Here is a 22,488-nt window from a genome sequence, read left to right as displayed (position 1 = left end):
AAGCTGACCCAGTGGTTCCTGCGCATCACCGACTACGCCGACGCCCTGATCGACGGCCTGAAGACCCTGGACCGCTGGCCCGACAAGGTTCGCCTGATGCAGGAGAACTGGATCGGCCGCTCCAAGGGCCTGCGCTTCAAGTTCCAGTTCGACGGCGAGGCCCCGGACGGCTTGGCCGAGGGCCTGGAGGTCTACACCACCCGTCCCGACACCCTGTTCGGCGCCAGCTTCGTCGGCATCGCGCCCGAGCATCCCCTGGCCGAGCAGCTGGCGGTCGAGAACCCGCAGATCCAGCAGTTCATCGCCGACTGCCGCAAGGGCGGCACCTCGGAAGCCGAGATCGAGAGCGCCGAGAAGCTGGGCTACGACACCGGCCTGCGGGTGAAGCACCCGCTGGATCCGTCGATCACCCTGCCCGTCTGGATCGCCAACTTCATCCTGATGGACTACGGCACCGGCGCGATCTTCGCCTGCCCGGCCCACGACCAGCGCGACCTGGACTTCGCCCGTAAGTACGACCTGCCGGTCCTGCCGGTGGTGCTGCCCAACGGCGAGGATCCGGCGACCTTCCAGGTCGGCAAGGAGGCCTATGTCGGCCCCGGCAAGATCTTCAATTCGAAGTTCCTGGACGGCATGGACGTCGAGACCGCCAAGGCCGAGGCCGTGGCGCGCATCGAAGCCGCCGGACAGGGCCAGGGCGCGACGGTCTATCGCTTGCGCGACTGGGGCGTCTCGCGCCAGCGCTATTGGGGCTGTCCGATCCCGGTGATCCACTGCGAGACCTGCGGCGTCGTTCCCGTGCCGGAGGACCAGCTGCCGGTCGCCCTGCCTGACGACGTCACCTTCGACAAGCCGGGCAACCCGCTGCTGCGCCATCCGACCTGGCGTCACACCACCTGCCCGACCTGCGGCGGCAAGGCAGAACGCGAGACCGACACGCTGGATACATTCATCGACTCCAGCTGGTACTTCGCCCGCTTCGCCGACACAGAGGCCGCCGAGCCTGTCGGCAAGGCCGCGGCCGACTACTGGCTGCCGGTCGACCAGTACATCGGCGGCGTCGAGCACGCGATCCTGCACCTGCTGTACGCCCGCTTCATCACCCGCGCCCTGAAGGACGAGGGCCTGGTCTCGGTCGAGGAGCCGTTTGCGGGCCTGTTCACGCAAGGGATGGTCACCCACGAGGCCTACAAGAACGAGGCCGGTGAGTGGGTCGAACCCTCGGACGTGGTGATCAAGGTCGAGGGAAACAGTCGCTCGGCGACCCACGCCAAGACCGGCGCGCCGATCATCATCGGCGACGTCGAGAAGATGTCGAAGTCCAAGAAGAATGTGGTCGCTCCCGAGGACATCTTCGAGGCCTATGGCGTCGACAGCGCCCGCCTGTTCGTGATGTCGGACAGCCCGCCCGAGCGTGACGTCCAGTGGACCAACGCAGGCGTCGAAGGCTCCTGGCGCTTCACGCACCGCCTGTGGAACGAGTTCGACAGCCAGCCGGCCGGCGACTTCGCCCACGACGCCTCGGACGAAGCGGCCTTGGCCCTGCGCAAGGCCGCCCACAAGCTGATCGGCTTCGTCACCGACAGCATCGAGGGCTTCCGCTTCAACAGCGGCGTGGCGCGCCTGTACGAGTTCCTGAACGCCCTGAAGGCCGCTCCGGCGGAGGGCGCCTCGAACGCCGTCCTGGCGGCCCGCGCCGAAGCCCTGAACATCCTGGCCCGCCTGGTCGCGCCCTTCACGCCTCACCTGGCCGAGGAAGCCTGGGCCAAGATCGGCGGCGAAGGCATGGTCGTCAACGCCCCCTGGCCCAAGGCCGACCCGGCCCTGGCCGCGGACGACGAGCGCGTCCTGCCGATCCAGATCAACGGCAAGCGTCGCGGCGAAGTGAAGGTGAAAGCCGGCGCCGCCGAGGACGAGGTCCAGAAAATCGCGCTGGCGGATCCGAACGTCCTGGCTCACCTTGAGGGCCTGACGGTCCGCAAGGTGATCGTCGTGAAGGACCGCATCGTCAACATCGTGGCCAACTGAGACCGATGAAACGCTTCCTGCTGATCGGCGCCCTGGCGCTTTCGAGCCTTGGCATGTCGGCCTGCGGCTTCACGCCCCTCTACGCCCGTCCGGGCGTGGAAGGCGGCCTCTCGGGCATCGAGACGATCGCCGCCGAGGGTCGCGGAGGCTATCTGCTGCGCGAGCAGCTGGACGACGCCCTGGCCCATCGCCAGGGAACCCCAGCCGCGTACAAGCTGGCCTTCGGGGTCAACGAGACGCGGTTCGCCCGCGGCGTCCGCCTCGACAACGTCGCCAATCGCTACGAGCTGCGGATGAGCGTCACCTGGCGCCTTCTGGACGCCAAGACCGGCGCGGAGGTCCACAAGGGCTATACCGAGGCCTCGGTGACCTATGACTCGGCCGACCAGCCCTACGCGGCCATCGCCGCCCAGCAGGACGGTCAGGAGCGTGCGGCGGCCGAGGTGGCCCGCAAGATCCAGCTGGACCTCGCCACCTGGCTAGCGGGCAAGAAGCCGGCCTAGGACGCTTTCCGACCCGACTGGATCGGAAAGCGCCCTAAGCTTCTATTGTAACGCTTTTTCTGACGACGAACCGGTGTCCACTTCGTCGGAAAATGCTCTAGGGCGCGACAAAGCGATGATCCTGTCCAAGCGTCCGGACGTCGAACGCTTCCTGAAGGAGCCGACCCCCGACATCCGGGCCGTGGTCATCTACGGCAAGGACCGAGGCGTGGTGCGCGACCGCGCCAACGCCCTGGCCAAGCGCGTGGTCGAGCGTCCGGACGACCCCTTCGACACCGCCCAGCTGACCGAGAGCGACGTCGAGTCCGACCCGGCCAAGCTGGAGGACGAGCTGTCGGCCCTGTCGCTGATGGGCGGCCGCCGCCTGGTGCGCCTGCGGCTGACCGGCGAGAAGGCCGGACCGGACAAGGCCGCCGCCGAGGCGGTCACCCGGCACGTCGAGGGCCACCTCAATCCGGACGCCTTCTTCCTGATCGAGGCCGGGGCCCTGGGCCGCGACTCCCAGCTGCGCAAGGTCGGCGAAAAGGCCCAGGGCTGCGCCGTCATCCCCTGCTACGAGGACGAGGCCGGGGACCTGGCCCGCCTGGCCCGCGACACCCTGGCCAATGACAAGGTCAGCCTGAACAGCGAGGCTCTGGATCTCTTCGTCTCGCGCCTGCCCAAGGAGCGCGGCGTCGCCCGCGCGGAGATCGAGCGCCTCGCCCTCTATCTTGGCCCGGGCAGCGGCATCAACGCCACCGCGGCCGACCTGACCGACTTCTTAGGGGTTGAGCCCGAGGCCTCGCTCAGCGACGCGGCGGCCGATGCGTTCGGCGGCAAGGTCGGCGCGGCCCAGGCGGCGCTCAGGCGCGCCGCCGCCGAGGGCGAAGGCGGTCCGGCCGCCGTCCGGGCCATGAGCTACTATCTGGGCCGCCTCCGCCGCGTCCTGACCCTGCACAAGAACGGCGTCGACCTGCAGGCCGCCGCCAAGGCCGCCGGCGTCTTCTGGAAGCAGGAGCGTGAATTCCTGCGCCAGGCCCGGGCCTGGAACCTGGAGGCCATCCTCGAGGTCCAGGGCGAGGTCCTCAACGCCGACCGGGCCTGCAAGACCTCCGGCTCGCCCGACCAGCTGATCGCCGAGCGTCTGGCCCTGGCGATCGCGGGTCGCGCGCGGCGACTGGGGCTGTAGGAACCTTCGCCTTCATTACCCGCCTTCCTGGGCCCTGTGCCCAGGATCCAGCGTTCAGCTAGCCTGAACCCGATGATCGCGCGCTCGCGCTTGCCTTCGCGCGCCGCGCGATCGGACGGATGGGTCCTGGGCACAGGGCCCAGGAAGGCGACTTAGGTGTGATTGCGCGGAAGTGCGCGAAAGGCCGCCCGAAACCGCTCCAAAACACCCCGTTTGCGCTGCTGTGGACGCTTTTCGAGAAACCCTTACGCCACAAGCGCTTGCGGCGGAAAACCCTGCAAGCCGCCCTCGTCTCACGAAAACGGCGCCTCCCGGAGTACGGAGAGGCGCCGCTCGGTGCGCGACAGAGGCGATTTTCAGAGACCCGAAAACCACTCATTCGCACGCTTTTAAGTGCGAGTGATCAGACCCCGCGGGTCAGGCGATTGCACAGGTCGTCGAGCTGCTCGAGCGTCGCGTAGCTGATGGTCAGCGACCCGGCGCCGCCGCGATGGTCGATGGTGACGTCCAGGCCCAGCACCGACGACAGGTCAGCTTCCAGGGCCTGGGTGTCGGTGTCCTTGACCTTGGGCGGACGGCCGCCCTTGCTCTTGGCCGAGGGCGCGGTCGGGGCCTTGCGAGCCAGAGCCTCGGTCTCGCGAACCGAGAGACCGCCGTCGATGATCTGCTTGGCGAGAGCGATCGGGTCGGCGGCGGCCGCGATCGCGCGGGCGTGACCGGCCGAAAGCTCGCCGCTGACCAGGTATGACTGGACCTCTTCCGGTAGGGCCAGCAGGCGCAGGGTGTTGGCCACATGGCTGCGGCTCTTGCCGATCGTCTGGGCGATGGCGTCCTGGGTGCGTTCAAACTTCTCCATAAGCACTTTGTACGAAAGCGCTTCTTCGAGGATGTTCAGGTCCGCGCGCTGGACGTTCTCGATGATGCCGATCTCCAGCACCGCCAGGTCGTCGAGCTCGCGCACCATGATCGGCACGCTGCGCAGGCCCGCGCGCTGGGCCGCGCGCCAGCGGCGCTCGCCGGCGACGATCTGGAATTCGCCGGGCGCGCCTGGCGCGGGGCGGACGAGAATGGGTTGGAGCACGCCCTTCTCGCGGATCGAGTTGGACAGGTCTTCCAGGTCCTCCTCGCGGAAGGTGCGGCGCGGCTGGTCGGGATTGCGCTTCAGAAGCTCGATCGGCGCCTCGCGCGATCCGGCGGACTGATCGCCCGGCGCCTGGGCGGGCGCGGCCTCGACCTCGCCCAGCAAGGCGGACAGACCGCGTCCCAGTCCCCGACGCCCCTCGGCCATACCCGGCTCTCCCACCACGGCGGACTCCATCACTATCTCAGTCAAGCTTCAGTTCTAGGTTCAAAATCGAGTCAAAATGGCTTCAGGCGGCCTTGGCCTGCCGGTCGCGCTCGCGGCTGATCACTTCGCGGGCCAGCTTCAGATAGGCTTGGCTGCCCGCGCACTTCAGGTCGTACAGCAGCACCGGCTTGCCGAACGACGGGGCCTCCGAGACACGGACGTTACGCGGGATCACCGCGTCATAGACCTTGTCGCCGAAGTGTTCGCGGACGTCCTTGGCCACCTGTTCCGACAGGCTGTTGCGGCGATCGTACATGGTCAGAACCACGCCCTGGATCTCCAGGTGCGGGTTCAGGCTGCCGCGCACGCGCTCGATCGTGCGCATCAGCTGGGTCAGGCCCTCCAGCGCGAAGAACTCGCACTGCAGGGGCACGAACACCGCGTCGGCAGCGGTCATGGCGTTGACGGTCAGGACGTTCAGCGACGGCGGGCAGTCGATCAGCACATAGGTGTAGGGGCCGTTGGCGCGGATCACCTCCAGGGCGTCCCGCAGGCGGTATGACCGGCGCGCGGTCTGACCCAGTTCGATTTCAATACCGGACAGATCGGCGTCGGCCGGTATGACGTCGAGGCCCGGAAGTTCCGTCTTCACGGCCGCGTCGACGACCGGCGACTCGCCCATCAGCACGTCATACAGTGTGGTGCGGCGCTGGGTGCGGCCGATGCCCAGACCCGTGGAGCAGTTGCCCTGCGGATCGGCGTCGATCAGCAGAACACGCTCGCCGCAGGCCGCCAGGGCGGTGCCCAGGTTGATCGCGGTCGTGGTCTTGCCCACGCCGCCTTTCTGGTTCGCGATCGCCAGGACGCGCAGAGGATTAGCGGACACGTGACAGCCCCTTCACTTGAACGATCCGACCGCGGGGGTCGCTTTGGCTAGGTCGCAATTGCGCGTCGAACTTCCAAGCCTTGCCGGCCTCGGAAAGCTCGGTCGCGACATCCTGCCCCTTGAGAAACAGGCCCGTCGCGCCGGCGCGCAGATAGGGTTCGGCGAAGCCCAGCAGCTTGGTCATCGGGGCGCAGGCGCGCGCCGTCACGATGTCGACCTTCAGCTTCAGGTCCTCGGCCCGGGCGTTGTGGATCTGGACCGGCAGGTCGAGATCCCTGGCGACGACGTCCAGGAAGCGGCAGCGCTTGGCCATCGACTCCACCAAGTGAACCTTGGCCCCGGCCCTACCCTTCAAGAGTATGGCCAGCACGACCCCGGGCAGACCGGCGCCGGCGCCGAGATCCGCCCACGCGGACGCCTCCGGCGCCAGATTTAGCAGCTGCGAGCTGTCCAGGGCATGGCGCGTCCAGTAGGTGGCGATGGTCAGAGGCCCCACGAGGTTCATCACCTCGTTCCACTCGGCCAGCAACTCTTGATAGCGCGCCAGATCGGCGATCTGGGCGTCGCTGGCCCCGGTCAGGGCCTGGTAGCCAGCCGCGTCCAGGGCCGGCGGCTCTGCAAGGATAGCGTCAGGCTGCACGGGTGCGCCGCACGTGGGCCAGCAGCGCGGTCAGCGCTCCCGGCGTCACGCCCTCGATGCGGGCCGCTTGGCCCAAGGTCAGCGGGCGAACACGGGCCAGCTTCTCGCGGACCTCGTTCGACAGGCTGCCGATGTCGGCGTAGTCCAGATCGGCCGGTAGGCGCAGGTCCTCGTCCTTGCGCAGAGATTCCGCGTCAGCCCGCTGGCGATCGAGGTAGCCGGCATAGGCCGCCTCGATCTCGATCTGCTCGCGGACGTCGGTGTTCCACGTGAAAACCTCGGGCCAGACGCGGCCCAGGTCTTCGAGGGTCACGTCCGGATAGGCCAGCATGGCGAAGACGTCGCGGCGGACGCCGTCGCTGTTGACCTTGAAACCCGCCTTTACCGCCTCGTTCGGGGTCAGGCTGAAGGAGCGAGCAAAGCTCCGGGCCGCGTCCAGCCGCGCCTTCTTTTCCGCCCAAGCCTTGGCGCGGCGTTCGCCGACCACGCCCAGGCCGATGCCGCGATCGGTCAGGCGCTGGTCGGCGTTGTCGGCGCGCAGGGTCAGGCGGAACTCGGCCCGGCTGGTGAACATCCGATAGGGCTCGGTCACGCCCCGGGTGACGAGGTCGTCGATCATCACCCCAATATAGGCTTCGTCGCGGGCGAAGACGGCGGGCTCCTTGCCCTGCTCGGCTAGCGCCGCGTTCAGGCCCGCCACCAGGCCCTGGGCGCCGGCCTCTTCATAGCCCGTGGTGCCGTTGATCTGGCCGGCCAGATACAGGCCCGGCAGGCGCTTGGTCTCCAGCGTGGCGTAGAGCTCGCGCGGATCGACATAGTCGTATTCGATCGCATAGCCGTAGCGCAGCACCTCGACGGCCTCGAGGCCCGGGATGGTGCGCAGGAACAGCAGCTGGGTCTCTTCCGAGACCGACGTGGAAATGCCGTTCGGATAGACCGTCGGATCGTCCAGGCCCTCGGGCTCCAGGAAAATCTGATGGCTGGTCTTGTCGGCGAAGCGGACGACCTTGTCCTCGATCGACGGGCAATAGCGAGGGCCGACACCCGTGGCGCGGCCGCTATAGACCAGGGACTCGCCGATCCGCTCGGCGATGATCCGGTGGGTCTCTTCCGTCGTGAAGGTCACGCCGCAGGCGATTTGCGGCACGTCGATCTTGTCGTTCAGATACGAGAACGGGACCGGCTCGTCGTCGGCGGCCTGGCTGTCGAGGCGGTCCCAAGCGATGGTTCGACCGTCCAAGCGCGCGGGCGTGCCGGTCTTCAACCGGCCCATCTGAAAGCCCAGGCCGTACAGGCGATCCGAAAGCCCGATGGCCGGCTGGTCGCCCACGCGACCGGCGGGGATGCGTTCCTCACCGCGATGGATGACGCCCTTCAGAAAGGTGCCGGTGGTCAGGATGACGCGGGGCGCGCGATAGGTCCGCCCTTCCCCGTCGATGGCGCCCGCGACCCGGCCTTCCTCGACGATCAGGTCCTCGGCGGCGGCGGCGATGATGTCGAGGTTTCCCGTGGAAAACAGCTCGGTCTGCATCGCCTCGCGATAGAGCTTGCGGTCGATCTGGGAGCGCGGACCGCGCACAGCCGGGCCTTTGGAGCGGTTCAGCATCCGGAACTGAATGCCGGCCTTGTCGGCCATGCGGCCCATGACGCCGTCGAGGGCGTCGATCTCGCGGACAAGATGCCCCTTACCCAAGCCGCCGATGGCCGGGTTGCACGACATCTCGCCGATTGTTTCCAGCTTGTGGGTCAGCAGCAGGGTGCGCGCGCCCGTACGCGCCGCGGCCGCAGCGGCCTCGCAGCCGGCATGGCCGCCGCCGATGACAATGACATCCCAGGACTTGGACAAGACGCTCGCCTCAATGCGAACGCCCCCGGGACAAGCGGGGGCGCTGGACTCGACATATACGCCAATCAGCCGAGAGGGTCGATCCGAGTCGACGGTGTTTCACGTGAAACACCCCCTGCACAGCTGTGAGCGCGCTGTGGACAATATGGGGAGGGTTTCACGTGAAACATCACTTGCCGATGCAGAAGGTTGAAAAGACCCGACCCAGGACGTCCTCGGGATCGACCCGCCCGGTGATCTTCTCCAGAGCCCGCGACGCCAGACGAACATCCTCGGCGGCGAGCTCGACCTCAAGCCCCATGTCGGACATGGCGCGCGCCAGGTAGCCTCGCGCTTCCGCGAGCCGCTCCGCGTGACGGAGGCGCGTAGCGGCTGGGAACTCGGCGCCGGACAAGGCTTCTGCCACGTATGACCCGAGCGCTTCCCGTAAAGTGGAGACGGCGTCCTCCGACCGGGCCGAAAGCCTATGGACCTTCAGCCCCTCCCCCGACCACCGTGTCTCGGCTTCGGAAAGGGGGTTCGCATCGGCGATGTCGGCCTTGTTCAGGATCAGCCAGTCGCCGAGCCGAACGGTCATCTCCAGCGCCTCGACCCGTTCCACGTGAAAGCCATCGACGACCCAGAGCCGCAGATCGGCTTCCTCGGCCCACCGCCGGGCGCGACGAACGCCCTCGGCCTCGATCGCATCGTCGGTCTCACGGAGCCCCGCGGTATCGGCCACCAGCACGCGATAGCCACCCAGCACCAGCGGAACCTCAATCACGTCGCGGGTCGTTCCCGGCGTATCCGTGACGATCGCAGCATCGCGCTCGACCAGACCATTGAGCAGCGTGCTCTTCCCCGCGTTCGGCGCACCGACCAGGGCGATGCGATACCCATCCCGCACCCGACGGCCACGGGAAACATCCTCCAGGGCCGCGTCCAGTTCCTCGGCCAGGACGCGCAGACCGGGGCGCGCCCGCTCGGCCACCTCCTCCGGCAGGTCCTCATCCGGGAAATCGACGGCGGCCTCTAGCATCGCCAAAGACTGCACCAGCAGGTCGCGCCAGCGGTCATAGCGCTGGCTCAGCGCCCCGCCGACCTGGCCCAAGGCCTGCCGCCGCTGCGCCTCGGTCTCGGCGTCGATCAGGTCGGCGACGCCCTCGGCCTGGGCCAGGTCGAGCTTGCCGTTCTCGAAGGCGCGGCGGGTGAACTCACCGGGCTCGGCCAAGCGAAGGCCGAGGTCGCTCAGGGCGCCGAGCAGAGCCTCCACCACGGCGCGGCCGCCGTGCACGTGAAACTCGGCGCTATCCTCACCGGTATAGCTGGCCGGGCCCTCGAACCGTAGGACTAGGGCCTCATCCAGCTCTACCCCGTCATGCCGAAGCTTGCGCAGCGCGGCCATACGCGGCGGCGGCGGCCGGCCCGTCAGGGCCTGGACCACCCGCAGGGTGTCCGGCCCGGAAATCCGCACGACGGCCACCGCCGCCCGGCCGGCCGCCGTGGCCAGGGCGAAGATCGTATCGGTCATGGTCAGTCCGGCTTGCCGACCGCGGCGTTGGCGGCGGCGGTCATCAGCTTGCGGAAGCTCTCCTGGGCGCCCGTCCCGAACGCCATCCAGTTCTTCAGCAGCTCCTCCGGCGCCAGCATCGCCATGTTGGCGTCCATGCGGGCCTGCATCTCCTTGACGAGATGCTCGTTCAAACCACTGACATCCGGCAGGCCTAGAAAGGCCCGCGCTTCGACCGGCGTGCAGTCGATCTCGATCGTCATCTTCATCGGAAAGTTCCCTTCGGTCAGGGCACGATATTGTTATGGGCCTCGCCCGTCGGCGCAGGTTAGAGCGCTTTGGTCGAAAGTCACATTCGTCCCGAGAGGGACCTGAACACGACGGAGAATCCCGATGAGCGAGACCCTCACCATCACCACGCCGGACGGCGCGTTCAGCGCCTATGTGGCGCGCCCGAAGGCGGCCTCGGCGCCGGCCATCGTCGTCATCCAGGAAATCTTCGGCGTCAACAAGGTCATGCGCGATATCTGCGACGGCCTGGCCGCCCAGGGCTATGTCGCCATCTGCCCGGACCTGTTCTGGCGGATCGAGCCGGGCATCGACATCACCGACCAGTCCGAGGCCGAGTGGAAGAAGGCGTTCGAGCTGTTCAACGCCTTCGACTTCGACGCCGGCGTCAATGACATAGCCGCGACGATCACCGCCGCCCGCAAACTGGACGGCGTCAACGGCAAGGTCGGCGCGGTCGGCTACTGCCTGGGCGGCCTGCTGGCCTTCCTGACCGCGACCCGCACGGACGTCGACGCCTCGGTCTCTTACTACGGCGTCGGTCTCGAGAAGCATGTCGGCGAGGCCGAAAAGCTGAACCACCCGCTGCTGATGCACATCGCCGAGAAGGACCAGTTCGTGCCGCCGGAAGCCCAGCAGGTCATCCTGCAGGCGCTGAAGGATCACCCGCAGATCGAGCTGCACACCTATCCGGGCCGCGACCACGCCTTCGCGCGGGAAGGCGGCGCGCACTATGACGCCGCCGACGCGGCCAAGGCCAACGGCCGCAGCCTGACCTTCTTCCAGAAGGCGCTGGCCTGATGCTGGCCATCCAGATCTCCCGTACGGGCGGTCCGGAAGTCCTGGAGGCGGTCGAGGTGGAGGTCCCCTCGCCCGCCGCCGGCCAGATTCTGGTCCGCCACGCGGCCGTCGGCCTGAACTATATCGACACCTATCACCGCTCGGGCCTCTATCCGCTGAAGCTGCCGAGCGGCATCGGGCTGGAAGCGGCCGGGACGGTCGAGGCGATCGGCGACGGCGTCACCCGGTTCAAGGTCGGCGACCGCGTCGCCTACAACGGCACGATGGGCGCCTATGCCGAGGCGGCCGTGGTCCCGGCCGACCGCGCCGTGAAGGTCCCAGACGGCGTCAGCCTCGAGACGGCGGCCGCCGCCATGCTGAAAGGCATGACCGCCGAGTTCCTGGTCCGGCGATGTTTCCACGTGAAACATGGCGACGCCGTGCTGATCCACGCGGCCGCCGGCGGCGTCGGCCAGATCCTGGTCCAGTGGTGCAAGAGCCTGGGCGCGACCGTCATCGCCACAGTTGGCTCCGAGACCAAGGCGGCGATCGTCCGCGACCTCGGCGCGGACCACGTGATCGACTACAGCCACGAGGACGTCGCCGCCAAGGTCGCCGCCCTGACCGCCGGCCAGGGCGTGGCGGTCGTCTATGACGGCGTCGGCAAGGACACCTGGGCGGCCAGCCTGAAGAGCTTGGCGCGGCGCGGCATGATGGTCACCTTCGGCAACGCTTCGGGCCCCGTCCCGGCCTTCGCCCCTCTGGAGCTGTCGGCCAAGTCGCTGTTCGTGACCCGGCCCAAGCTGTTCGACTACATCGCCACGACCGGGGAGCTGGACGAGAGCGCCGGGGCGCTGTTCGCGGTGATTGGCTCGGGCGCAGTGAAGAGCGACATCGGCCAGACCTTCCCGCTCGCCGAAGCGCGGGCGGCGCACGAGGCGCTGGAGGGTCGGCGGACGACTGGGGCGACGGTGTTGATTCCGTGAGCGAAGATGCTCCCCCGCGATGCGGGGGAGCTGTCACCCCCGGGACCGACCGAAGGTCGGCCCGAGGATGAACTCCGCGACTGAGGGGGCTAACACGGCCGATTTCCAGCTCGCCCCCTCCGGCCCTCTGGGCCACCTCCCCCGCATCGCGGGGGAGGATCTATCTCTTGCCTGACCTAAGGGCCGCCTCGTCATAGTTCTTCGAAACACGAGGGAGGCAGCGCGCCATGGCCATCAAGACCCGTTTCACCGAGCTGTTCGGCGTCGAGCATCCGATCGCCCAGGGCGGCATGCAGTGGGTCGGCAAGGCCGAGATGGTGGGCGCGGTGGCCAACGCGGGCGCGCTGGGCTTCCTGACCGCCCTGACCCAGCCGACGCCGGAAGCGCTCTCGAAGGAGATCGCCCGCACCCGCGAGATGACCGACAAGCCGTTCGGGGTGAACCTGACCATCCTGCCGGCCATGACCCCGCCGCCCTACGCCGAGTACCGCGCGGCGATCATCGAGAGCGGGATCAAGATCGTCGAGACCGCCGGCTACAAGCCGCAGGAGCATGTCGACCACTTCAAGGCCCACGGCGTGAAGGTGATCCACAAGTGCACCGCCGTCCGGCATGCGCTCAGCGCCGAGCGGATGGGCGTCGACGCCATCTCGATCGACGGCTTCGAGTGCGCCGGCCATCCGGGCGAGGACGACATCCCGGGCCTGATCCTGATCCCCGCCGCGGCCGACAAGGTGAAGATCCCGATGATCGCCTCGGGCGGCTTCGGCGACGCGCGCGGCCTCGTGGCGGCGCTGGCGCTCGGCGCCGACGGCGTCAACATGGGCACCCGCTTCTGCGCGACCGTCGAGGCGCCGATCCACGAGAACTTCAAGCGGGCCATGGTCGAGAACGACGAGCGCGCCACCGACCTGATCTTCCGCACGCTGCACAACACCGCCCGCGTGGCCAAGAACGCCATCAGCCAGCAGGTGGTCGCCATCGAGCGCGCCGGCGGCGCCAGGTTCGAGGACGTCGCCGACCTGGTGAAGGGCGCGCGGGGCCGGGAAGGGTTGGAGAGCGGCGACGTCGACCACGGCGTCTGGACCGCCGGCATGGTCCAGGGCCTGATCCACGACGTGCCGACCGTCCGCGAACTGGTCGACCGCATCGTCTCGGAAGCCGAGGCGCTGATCCGCGGACGCCTGGCCGGCATGGTCTCTTAAGGCCTCAAAAGACAGCCCGCGAAACCAGTCGCCACGCGCGGGCCTAATCCTCCATTCGTCTGGAGGATCGACATGACGCAGCAGGACACCGAGCGCGGCGCGCCCGAGCGCCGCCGGATGCGGTCGACCAATGTCGTTGTCATTGTCGTCCTGCTGGTCGTGCTGGCCCTGGCGGTGCTGGGGTGGTCGCATCTGGCCCGCTCGGCCATGGGGCGCGGCCCGGCGACGCAGCCCGACAACCCCGGCACGACGCGACAGGAGGCCGAGAGCCGCGCGCGCGGCGACGACCCGCGCGGCTCTAACCCGAGCCAGGACGCCTACACCAGCCAGAACCAGAGCCGCGAGCCCTCGCGCTAGCCGGCCCGTCCATCTCCTGAAGCGCGGGCCAGGACCGACCGGACGTGTCGGTTCCGCCGCGACGATCACCTATGCGCGGGCTTTCGCCGCTTCATCCTTGTGCCCGCCATGGAAGCAGATGATGCCTCATCATAGAGTTCCATCGCCCATCTTTAAGGCGTTGGAGCACAGTGTTCAGCAAACGATGGTATTTCTCATTTTGAAAACCAAAGATATCGAAAAGTGTGTGCCTTTTGCCACGTTGCAATTTTGTGAAACAGTTGAGCTTGGCTGCGTCGATCTGTCCTCTATGGTCCGCGCCCAAAGTAAACTCCCGTTTTGGGTGAGGGTTGGACATGTCTTATCGTCATATCTTGTTCTCCAGCGGCGCCGTCTTGGCGTGCGCGCTGGCCACGGCCGCGGCCGCCCAGACCACCGGTCCGGCGCCGGCTCAGGACTCCGCGACCGTCGAGCAGGTCGTCGTCACCGGTTCGCGCATCCGCACGCCGAACCTGCAGTCGAACGTGCCGGTGACCAGCGTCACCGCCGCCCAGGTCCAGAACACCGGCATCGTGTCGGTCGGCGACATCCTGAACGAACTGCCCTCGATCCGTTCGACCTTCTCGTCGTCGAACTCGACCCGCTTCATCGGCACCGCCGGCCTGAACTTCCTCGACCTGCGCGGCCTGGGCACCACCCGGACCCTGGTCCTGGTCAACGGCCGCCGCCATGTGTCGTCGTCGGAAGGCTCCAACGAGGTCGACACCAACACCATCCCCACCGACCTGATCGACCGGATCGACGTCGTCACCGGCGGCAACTCGGCCATCTACGGCTCGGACGCCATCGGCGGCGTGGTCAACTTCGTGCTGAAGCGCAACTTCGACGGCCTGCAGCTGCGCGCCCAGGACGGCATCAGCAGCCGCGGCGACGGCAACGCCTGGTTCGTCAGCGGCACGGCTGGCAAGAACTTCGCCGACGATCGCGGCAACGTCGCCCTGTCGGTCGAATACGCCAAGCAGGAAGACATCTACTACAGCGACCGTCGCCAGACCCGTCAGCGCGGCGGCTGGGTGATCGTCGACTCCGACCCGGCCGGTTCGGCGAACGGCTCGGACGGCATTCCGGATCGCATCTTCGTGTCCGACATCCACAGCATGCTGATCACGGAAGGCGGCACGTTCCAGCCCTCGTGCAGCGGCGGCAACCCGCTGACCTGCCTCCCCGACGGCCGCGCGCGTCTGTTCCGCTTCCAGCCGAACGGCACGCTGCAAGAGGCTGACTACGGTCTCGACTTCCGCCCGCTGGCCAACAGCTCGGCCGGCGGCGACGGCTCGACCCTGCGTCGCTATGGCCAGCTGCAGCCCCAGACCCAGCGTCTGGCGGTCAACCTGATCGGTCACTTCGACGTCAACCGCGCGTTCCGCCCCTACGTCGAAGCCAAGTACGTCCGCAACAAGGTCTTCCAGCAGTCGAGCCCCTCGTTCGACCAGCCGGCCCTGCTGAACAGCGGCGACCTCATCAGCCTGGACAACCCGTTCCTGTCGGCCGAGACGCGCGCCTTCATCGCCGCCCGCCTCCCGGCCGGCTCGACCAGCTTCCGCCTGAACCGCAACAACCTGGATCTGGGCGTTCGCGAAGAGTCGATCCGTCGTGAAACCTACCGCGCCGTGCTCGGCGTCGAGGGCGACCTCGGCGACGCCTGGCGCTACGACGTCTCGGCGACCTACGGCGAGTTCAAGAAGCGGGCCCTGTCGCGCAACAACCGCGTCGAGCAGCGCTACGCCTACGCCCTGGACGCCGTCCGTTCGCCGACCGGCCAGATCGTCTGCCGCGTGACGGTCGACCCCACCGCCCGCGTGCCGTACGCCGATAGCCTGGCGTCCTATGTCGCCGGCGACGTGGCGGCCTGCGTGCCGCTGAACCCCTTTGGCGAAGGCGCGCCCAGCGAGGCCGCCAAGGCCTATGTCAACACAACCTCGCGCGCCGACGGCAAGCAGACCCAGGCGGTGTTCAGCGGATCGATCTCGGGCGACACCAGCCCGTGGTTCAGCCTGCCGGCCGGTCCGATCGGCCTGGCCGCCGGCGCCGAATACCGTCGCGAGACCGCGCACGAGCAGTATGACGACCTGGTCCGCGCGGGCGGCACCTTCCTGAACGCCATCCCGATCTTCGATCCGCCGGCGTTCAGCGTGAAGGAAGCCTTCGCCGAAATCCGCGTGCCCGTCCTGGCCGACCTGCCGTGGGCGCAAGAGCTGTCGGTCAACGGCGCGGTTCGCGGCGCCGACTACAGCGGCGCCACCGGTAAGGTGCTGGCCTACAACGCCGGCGCCATCTACGCGCCGATCCGCGACGTGCGCTTCCGGGTCAACTACTCCAAGTCGGTCCGCGCGCCGCTGCTGTCGGAGCTGTACTCGGCCCCCAGCCAGAACTTCGCCAGCGTCAGCGACCCGTGCGACATCGCCAGCATCGGCGCGGGCACGGCGACCCGGGCGGCCAACTGCGCCGCCGCGGGCATCCCGACGGGCTTCATCAACGACGCCGCGCGGGCCTCGACCACCGAGATCACCAGCGCCGGCAACGCGAACCTCGGCGAGGAAACCGCCAAGTCGTGGACGATCGGGGCTGTCCTGCAGCCGCGCTTCGTCCCGGGCCTGACGGTGTCGGTCGACTACTACGACATCAAGCTGGGCAATGTGATCTCGTCGGTCGCGCCGCAGCAGGTGCTCAACAACTGCTATGACGCGCCGAGCCTGGACAACGCCTTCTGCGCCCTGTTCCAGCGCGATCCGACCACGAAGTTCTTCGTGCCGGGCAGCCTGCAGGACACCTCGCTGAACTTCGCCAAGCGTCGCGCGCGCGGCATCGACAGCGACGTGAACTATCGCTTCAACCTGCCGGAAGACAGCGGTTCGGTGAGCCTGCGCGGCACGCTGACCTACGTGGTCCAGCGTGACAACTATCCGTTCATCGACCAGCCGAACCGTCCGGACCAGATCCTGTACGAACTGGGCGATCCGCGCTGGGCCTTCAACATCTCGGCCCAATGGCGCAAGGACAAGCTGAGCATCGGCTATCAAGGCCGCTACATCGGCAAGATGTCGGTGGACGTGATCGAGAACATCAAGTCGGTCGGCGGTCGTCCGCCCCAGAACGCCGACTTCGCCACGATCAACTACTATCCGGCGGTCATGTATCATGACCTGACCGCTGAATATGCGATCAGCCGTAACTACACGGTCTATGGCGGCATGGAGAATGTCTTCGATCGTCTGCCCCCGTATCAGCTGACGGGCTCGGGCGAAGGCAGCGGCATCTACGACAACCGCGGCCGCTACATGTACCTCGGCGTGAAGGCCAGCTTCTAAGGCGCGGCGGGTTCGGCGCGAGCCGGACCCGACGGCCCTTCAGACCCGTGCAAGGTTGGTCTCGGCGTTCGCGCCGAGACCAACCGAGCCGGCCTCGGGACGGCGGCCACCGGTTGGCGAGCGTCCGAATTACCCGGATTGGGGAAGTTTAACGCCCTATTCCGCAAGCGAATCCTCCCCTGCGACAAATTGGCCGGACCAAGGGCTCGACGACTAGGCCTTCAGGCTCTATCGACCGGTGACCGTTGAAGTTCTCGCGGCGCGGAGGCAGACCATGGCGACCTACACCTTCTCCAAGATCACCCCCGCCGAAGCAAAGCGCTTCAACATCCTGACCTTCGACACCCTGGTCTTCACGTCGGGTTCGGCGACGGATGTCGAGATCAACTTCTTCCCGCAATCGAACGGTTATGGCTCGTACCAACTGACCTTGGGCGCGCGCACCGTGATCTTCCCGCAGGCCGGAGTGAACTTTGGCCTGCCCGCCGCGGCGACGGCCGACCGGATCAAGTTCTCCGACGGTTCCCACCTGTTCATCGGCGGCGCGGGCGACGATTTCTTCGAGCCGACGACGGCGCAGGCCGCCCACGCCATCGCGGCGTTCGGTGGGACGGGCGACGATTTCCTGACCGGCGGCGACGCCAATGACCATCTGGCGGGCGGCGTCGGCGACGACACCCTGGATGGCGCGGGCGGCGATGACATCATCGACGGCGGCGACGGAAGCGACACTCTGTTCGGCGGCGATGGCGACGACACCCTGGACGGCGGGGCGGGCGCCGACACGCTTCAGGGCGGTTCGGGCGCCGACATCCTGATCGGCGGCGCCGGCGCCGACATCCTGGACGGCGGTTCGGGCGACGACACCCTGACCGGCGGCTCGGGCAATGACACCCTGACGGGCGGCCGGGGCGCTGACATCCTCGACGGCGGGACTGGCGCGGACGTCCTGAACGGCGGCCTGGGCAACGATACGCTCAAGGGCGGTTCTGGCGACGACACCCTGACCGGCGGCGCCGGCCAGGACACCCTCAGCGGCGGGCCCGGCGCGGACGTCTTTGTCTTCGCCGCCTCGGACTCGCTGCCCACGGCGCCGGACCACATTCTGGATTTCGACGGCGAGGACGCCCTGGACTTCCAGGGACTGGCCGCCGCCACGACCACCAACTACCAGCTGGTGGCCAGCGCGGCCACGTTCGACAGCGCCCTGGCGGCCGCCAACGCCGCCTTCGCCGCCAAGGCGGCCCTGGTCTATGTCGGCGTGCAGGTCGGCGACGACTTCTATGTGTTCGCCGATACGCTGGCCGTGCACCAGGTCGGCGCGGCGGTGGCGTTGAACGACGTTTCCGGCTTCGATGCGCTGATCGGAATTATCTAGTCTTGAGACGCGGGCGCGCGTCCGTCATCCAGGCCGTAATGATCTTTTGATTGGGCTTGAAGCGGGCTCAAGCTCTGCGGCGCCGCCGTTCGAGCCTAAAGCAACATGGTAAAAATGCTTTAAGTCAAAAACCTAGCCGACAATCGGCGGCGCGCTCCGCGCCGCCAACCCTCGACGACCAGGCGATCGCGAACCGCGAAAGGCCTTATGGCGATAGGGTTTGCTGTCGCTCTCGCGACCCATTCCAAAAGTCGAGCATGCGACAATAGAGCGCGCGGGCTGCGCCTGTGCTGTTTGCGCGACTGCGCCTATATCAACCCTTATCGGCTGCTGACCAACGTTCAATGTTGGTCGGTAACTAATCAGGAGTAGTGCTGGTAGGCTCAGTAAACTCTGTGAAATGAAGTACGCTTCTAGGTGGTATTTCGGTCTCGAGTTGTCTTTGGGTTTACCCGTTTTGGGTTGTCGGTTGTCAGCTAACAGATGGGAACCCTTGACCCCAAGCGATTGCGATAGTGTACAAGCGTTTACCTTGCTGGGTTGTGCTTATAAAATTCTCTTCGAGAGCTCGGCCAGTAAACGATAGATTAATAATAATAAACTATAGGTTGCAACTGTACTTTTTCGACGCGGTCGTGGTTTGTCGAATGCTGTAAGGTTTCAACAACCCATTTGGGCGGAAGCGCGTGAGGAAACAATTTCGAGGTTTATGCTTTGAAGTTGTCGGCTTGGATCTGAAGTTTCGAATTCATCTCTAATCGAGCAGTTACTGCGCGAATTGGAACGAGGAAGTTGGCCGGTGAGCGACGTTAGCGCCCTCATGGATAAGTTGAAGTCCACTGTGAACTACAGGCAGTTCGACGCGCCGCGCGCCTCGGAACAGGCTTGGCCTGTTCTTGAGAGGATGGCGCGGGCGAAGAGCGAACTCTCTCGTCCGGACACGTCGGCGTCGGCTTCGATGGGCCAGGCTCCAATGGCTCCGGCTCCCGTCGCTCAGGCCCCCATCGCTGAAGCTCCCGTCGCTCCGGCCGCCGTCGCTCCGATCGAAGTTGCGCCCGTCGCGCTGCCGACGGCCGCTTCCGGCTTCGCGGCCGAACCGCCGACGAACGGTTCGCTGTTCGATCGCCTGCAGATCGATGGCCGCGCGCGCGGCGCCGAGGCCGACCTTTCCAAGGGCGCCGCGTTCAGCCGCTATGGTTCGGCCAAGCCGGTCGAAGCCGCGCCCCAGGCTCTTTCGGAGATCTTCGAGCGGATTGGGCGGAAGGCGCTCTAAATGGTTCTTGTCGTTGTGTCGTCGCCCAAGGGGGGCGTGGGAAAGACGACGCTTGTCGCCAACCTGGCCGTGGCCTTGCGCCGCCGGGGACGTCAGGTCACCGCCGTAGATTTCGATTCCCAGAACGCCTTGCGCTTCCTGCTCGCCCCGCACCACGAGGGCGATCTGGGCGTTGCCCGCTGCACCGCGCGCGGCCTGCCGTGGTCGGCCGCGCTGGTCAGCGGCGTCGATGGCGTGCGTGTCGCGCCCTATGGCGAGGCCACCACCGCCGAGCGCCTTCGCATGAAGGATCTGCTGGTCGAGGAGACCTTGTCGCAAGCCCTGGCGGGTCTGGCCCGTTCCCCCGACGAGATCGTCATCGCCGACACCACGCCGGGCGAAGGCCGCATGCAGGAGCGTCTCGAGGCGCTGGCCGACCTGAAGCTGATCGTCCTGCTGGCCGACGCCGGCTCGATGGCCTTGGTGCCGACCTATCGCGACGGCCTGATGCTGCGCCCGATCTCGGAGCGTCCCGACACCTTCGGCATCCTGAACCAGGTCGATCCGCGCCGTCGCCTCAGCCGCGACATCGCCGACTTCATCGCCGCCCACGCGCCCGAGCGCTTCATCGGCGTTGTCCACTATGACGAGGCCCTGGCTGAGTCGGCCGCGCGCGGCGAGCCCGTGGTCGGCGTCGCGCCGGGCAGCGTGGCCGCGCTCGACATCGACACGATCGCGGGCCGCCTCGATCGATTGACAGCTCCGGGGTCGTACTGACCATGAACATCAGGGGGGCATCGGACCTCGGCGAGGGCCTGTTCGGTCGCGTCGTGGCGTCCGCGCCGGCGCGCTATGCGATCTTCGCGCTGGCGGCGCTGATCGTTGTTCTGGCCGTCGTCGTCCCGCTGGACAGCAATGGTCAGCTGATCTTCGGCCTCGGCGTGTTCGCCATCTCCGCCGCCATCGGCCAGCTGAGCGACAGCCGCAAGATGACCATCGGCCTGGTCGTGGTCTCAACCGCCTTGTCGACACGCTACATCTGGTGGCGGACGACCCAGACCCTGCACTTCGACAATCCCCTGGCCGCCGGCCTGGGGATCGGCCTCTATCTGGCCGAGCTCTATGCCTGGCTGATCCTGGTGCTCGGCTACGTCCAGTGCATCTGGCCGCTCGATCGCAAGGTGCGGGAGATCACGGGCCCGCCCGAGACTTGGCCGACCGTCGACATCTACATTCCGACCTACAACGAAAGCCTCGAACTGGTGCAGGACACCGTGTTCGCGGCCATGGACCAGGACTATCCGGCCGACCGTTTCAAGGTCTACATCCTGGACGACGGTCGTCGGCCCGAATTCGAGGAGTTCGCGCGCAAGGCCGGCTGCGGCTACATCACGCGGACCGACAACAAGCACGCCAAGGCGGGCAACCTCAACAACGCCATCCCGCAGACCACGGGCGAGCTGCTCTGCATCTTCGACGCCGATCACGTCGCCACCCGCGCCTTCCTGCAGCTGACCGTCGGCTGGTTCCAGGCCGACCCCAAGCTGGCCTTGATGCAGACGCCGCACTACTTCTACTCGCCCGATCCGGTGCAGCGGAACATCCGCGCCGTGAAGGACATCCCGGGCGAGGGCGACCTGTTCTACGGCGTCGTCCAGAAGGGCAACGACTTCTGGAACGCCACCTTCTTCTGCGGATCCTGCGCGGTCATCCGTCGCGAGGCGCTGGAGCAGACCAACGGCTTCGCCGGCGAGACGGTGACCGAGGACGCCCACACCGCGCTCAAGCTCCAGCGCATGGGCTGGAACACAGCCTATCTGAACACGCGCCTGTCGGCGGGCCTCGCGACCGAGCGCCTGGCCCTGCACATCGGCCAGCGGGCCCGCTGGGCGCGCGGCATGACCCAGATCTTCCGGATCGACAATCCGATGCTCGGGCCAGGCCTGACCCTGGGCCAGCGCCTCTGTTACCTGAACGCGATGCTGCACTTCCAGTTTCCGCTGCCGCGGATCGTGTTCCTGACCTCGCCGCTGGCCTATCTGATCTTCGAACAGAACATCATCGCCGCCGCGGCCTGGACGATCGTCACCTATGCGATCCCGCACCTTCTGCTGTCGGTGCTGGTCAATGAGCGCATCCAAGGAAAGTATCGTCGCGCCTTCTGGGGCGAGGTCTACGAGTCGCTGATCTCGTTCCACCTGGTGGGGCCGACGATCCTGCCGTTGTTCGATCCCAAGAAGGGCAAGTTCAACGTCACCGACAAGGGCGGCCTGCTGGAAGAAGGCTATTTCGACTTCAAGGTCCTGCTGCCCCTGCTGATCACCACCGGCCTGCTGTTTGGCGCGATCGGTTCGGGGATCGCCAAGCTGCTGCTGCCGCAGTATTTCGATGTGCAGCTGGGCACGGTGATGCTGAATGTCGGCTGGTCCAGTTTCAGCCTGCTGATCCTGATCACCGCCATCGCGGTGGGACGCGAGACCCGGCAGGTCCGCAAGCACGAGCACCTGGGCGTCGTTCTGCCCGCGCGGCTCTATTTCGACGACGGCCACGTCCTGTCGACCGAGACGACGAACATCTCGATGGGCGGCATGGCGGTTCCGGCGCCGGACGACGAGGTTATCGAGGGACGGACCGTGACCCACGTGGAGGTGTTCGCGGCCGAAAAGACGTTTGGGTTCCCGGTCAAGATGTTGGGAAGCGGGAAGGGTGGGCTGAGGTTCATGTTCACGGAAATGACGCTGGAGTCGCGGCGGCAACTGGTGCGGGTCGTGATGGGCCGCGCCGACGCCTGGCCGCTGATCGACGATCACGTGTCCTGGTCGGCCTGGCAGTCGTTCACCGACCTCATGCGCGCCTCCATCTCGATCATCCTGTGGTGGCGCCATCGCGACACGCCGAGGGCTTCGATCGCCTTCAAGCGGGCGGGCGCCTCGACCCTGGCGGCGATCCTCGCCCTGAGCCTGGGCCTTGGCCTGCTCGGAGCCGGCCAGACCCACGCCCAGCCCGCGCGCGCGGCGGCGCGTCCCGCGGCCGCGACGGCGCCCGCG

Annotated in this window: 18 protein-coding genes; 12 read left to right on the top strand and 6 right to left on the bottom strand. The window is 67.2% G+C overall.

Annotated elements, in window-relative coordinates; translation table 11 throughout:
* The 3 genes from leuS to holA form a co-directional block, all read left to right on the top strand.
* Positions 1 to 2,028: leucine--tRNA ligase (leuS, locus tag Q0379_RS09115; RefSeq protein WP_299007364.1), on the top strand; the 2,028-nt coding region annotated here is incomplete at its 5' end.
* A 5-nt stretch (positions 2,029 to 2,033) separates the two neighbouring features.
* Positions 2,034 to 2,531 (top strand): LPS assembly lipoprotein LptE, encoded by a 498-nt coding sequence (lptE, locus tag Q0379_RS09110; RefSeq protein ID WP_299007361.1) that lies wholly within the window; start codon positions 2,034 to 2,036, stop codon positions 2,529 to 2,531.
* 115 nt (positions 2,532 to 2,646) lie between these two features.
* The gene (gene holA, locus Q0379_RS09105; RefSeq protein ID WP_299007358.1) at positions 2,647 to 3,699 is read left to right on the top strand and encodes a DNA polymerase III subunit delta; all 1,053 of its coding nucleotides are present in this window, start codon (positions 2,647 to 2,649) and stop codon (positions 3,697 to 3,699) included.
* A 403-nt stretch (positions 3,700 to 4,102) separates the two neighbouring features.
* Here the strand turns inward: holA and Q0379_RS09100 are convergent, their stop codons facing one another.
* The 6 genes from Q0379_RS09100 to Q0379_RS09075 form a co-directional block, all read right to left on the bottom strand.
* Entirely contained in the window at positions 4,103 to 5,017 is a 915-nt protein-coding gene (locus tag Q0379_RS09100) for a ParB/RepB/Spo0J family partition protein (RefSeq protein WP_299007355.1), read from the bottom strand.
* 52 nt (positions 5,018 to 5,069) lie between these two features.
* Positions 5,070 to 5,873 (bottom strand): ParA family protein, encoded by an 804-nt coding sequence (locus tag Q0379_RS09095; protein WP_299007352.1) that lies wholly within the window; start codon positions 5,871 to 5,873, stop codon positions 5,070 to 5,072.
* On the bottom strand, positions 5,863 to 6,513 hold the full coding sequence (gene rsmG / locus Q0379_RS09090; protein ID WP_299007349.1) for a 16S rRNA (guanine(527)-N(7))-methyltransferase RsmG: 651 nt from the start codon (positions 6,511 to 6,513) through the stop codon (positions 5,863 to 5,865). The genes Q0379_RS09095 and rsmG overlap by 11 nt, the downstream gene beginning before the upstream one ends.
* A complete protein-coding gene (mnmG, locus tag Q0379_RS09085) occupies positions 6,503 to 8,359 on the bottom strand; it encodes a tRNA uridine-5-carboxymethylaminomethyl(34) synthesis enzyme MnmG (RefSeq protein WP_299007346.1) in 1,857 nt (618 codons plus the stop codon). The genes rsmG and mnmG overlap by 11 nt, the downstream gene beginning before the upstream one ends.
* A gap of 169 nt (positions 8,360 to 8,528) precedes the next feature.
* On the bottom strand, positions 8,529 to 9,869 hold the full coding sequence (gene mnmE / locus Q0379_RS09080; protein WP_299007343.1) for a tRNA uridine-5-carboxymethylaminomethyl(34) synthesis GTPase MnmE: 1,341 nt from the start codon (positions 9,867 to 9,869) through the stop codon (positions 8,529 to 8,531).
* Between the two features lie 2 nt (positions 9,870 to 9,871).
* A complete protein-coding gene (locus Q0379_RS09075) occupies positions 9,872 to 10,117 on the bottom strand; it encodes a DUF6489 family protein (protein ID WP_013081279.1) in 246 nt (81 codons plus the stop codon).
* A gap of 124 nt (positions 10,118 to 10,241) precedes the next feature.
* On the opposite strand from Q0379_RS09075, the gene Q0379_RS09070 reads away from it, so the two are divergent.
* The 9 genes from Q0379_RS09070 to bcsA all read left to right on the top strand — a co-directional run.
* The gene (locus tag Q0379_RS09070) at positions 10,242 to 10,937 is read left to right on the top strand and encodes a dienelactone hydrolase family protein (RefSeq protein WP_299007334.1); all 696 of its coding nucleotides are present in this window, start codon (positions 10,242 to 10,244) and stop codon (positions 10,935 to 10,937) included.
* A complete protein-coding gene (locus tag Q0379_RS09065; protein WP_299007331.1) occupies positions 10,937 to 11,902 on the top strand; it encodes a quinone oxidoreductase in 966 nt (321 codons plus the stop codon). Before Q0379_RS09070 ends, Q0379_RS09065 begins: the two co-directional genes overlap by 1 nt.
* Before the next feature lie 227 nt (positions 11,903 to 12,129).
* Positions 12,130 to 13,107, top strand: a complete 978-nt coding sequence (locus tag Q0379_RS09060; protein ID WP_299007328.1) for a nitronate monooxygenase family protein — start codon at positions 12,130 to 12,132, stop codon at positions 13,105 to 13,107.
* Between the two features lie 72 nt (positions 13,108 to 13,179).
* A complete protein-coding gene (locus Q0379_RS09055; RefSeq protein WP_299007325.1) occupies positions 13,180 to 13,464 on the top strand; it encodes a hypothetical protein in 285 nt (94 codons plus the stop codon).
* Between the two features lie 335 nt (positions 13,465 to 13,799).
* Positions 13,800 to 16,811: a TonB-dependent receptor gene (locus tag Q0379_RS09050; RefSeq protein WP_299007322.1), complete on the top strand. Its 3,012-nt coding sequence runs from the start codon at positions 13,800 to 13,802 to the stop codon at positions 16,809 to 16,811.
* A 274-nt stretch (positions 16,812 to 17,085) separates the two neighbouring features.
* On the top strand, positions 17,086 to 18,189 hold the full coding sequence (locus Q0379_RS09045; RefSeq protein WP_299007319.1) for a calcium-binding protein: 1,104 nt from the start codon (positions 17,086 to 17,088) through the stop codon (positions 18,187 to 18,189).
* A gap of 973 nt (positions 18,190 to 19,162) precedes the next feature.
* Entirely contained in the window at positions 19,163 to 19,462 is a 300-nt protein-coding gene (locus Q0379_RS09040) for a hypothetical protein (protein WP_299007316.1), read from the top strand.
* A complete protein-coding gene (bcsQ, locus tag Q0379_RS09035; protein WP_299007313.1) occupies positions 19,463 to 20,218 on the top strand; it encodes a cellulose biosynthesis protein BcsQ in 756 nt (251 codons plus the stop codon).
* Positions 20,219 to 20,220: 2 nt separating this feature from the next.
* On the top strand, positions 20,221 to 22,488 hold a 2,268-nt coding region (bcsA, locus tag Q0379_RS09030; protein WP_299007310.1), incomplete at its 3' end, for a UDP-forming cellulose synthase catalytic subunit.

It is taken from the genome of uncultured Caulobacter sp. (genome assembly GCF_937900395.1).
Classification (GTDB): Bacteria; Pseudomonadota; Alphaproteobacteria; order Caulobacterales; family Caulobacteraceae; genus Caulobacter.
This window is presented reverse-complemented; position numbering and strand designations above follow the sequence as displayed.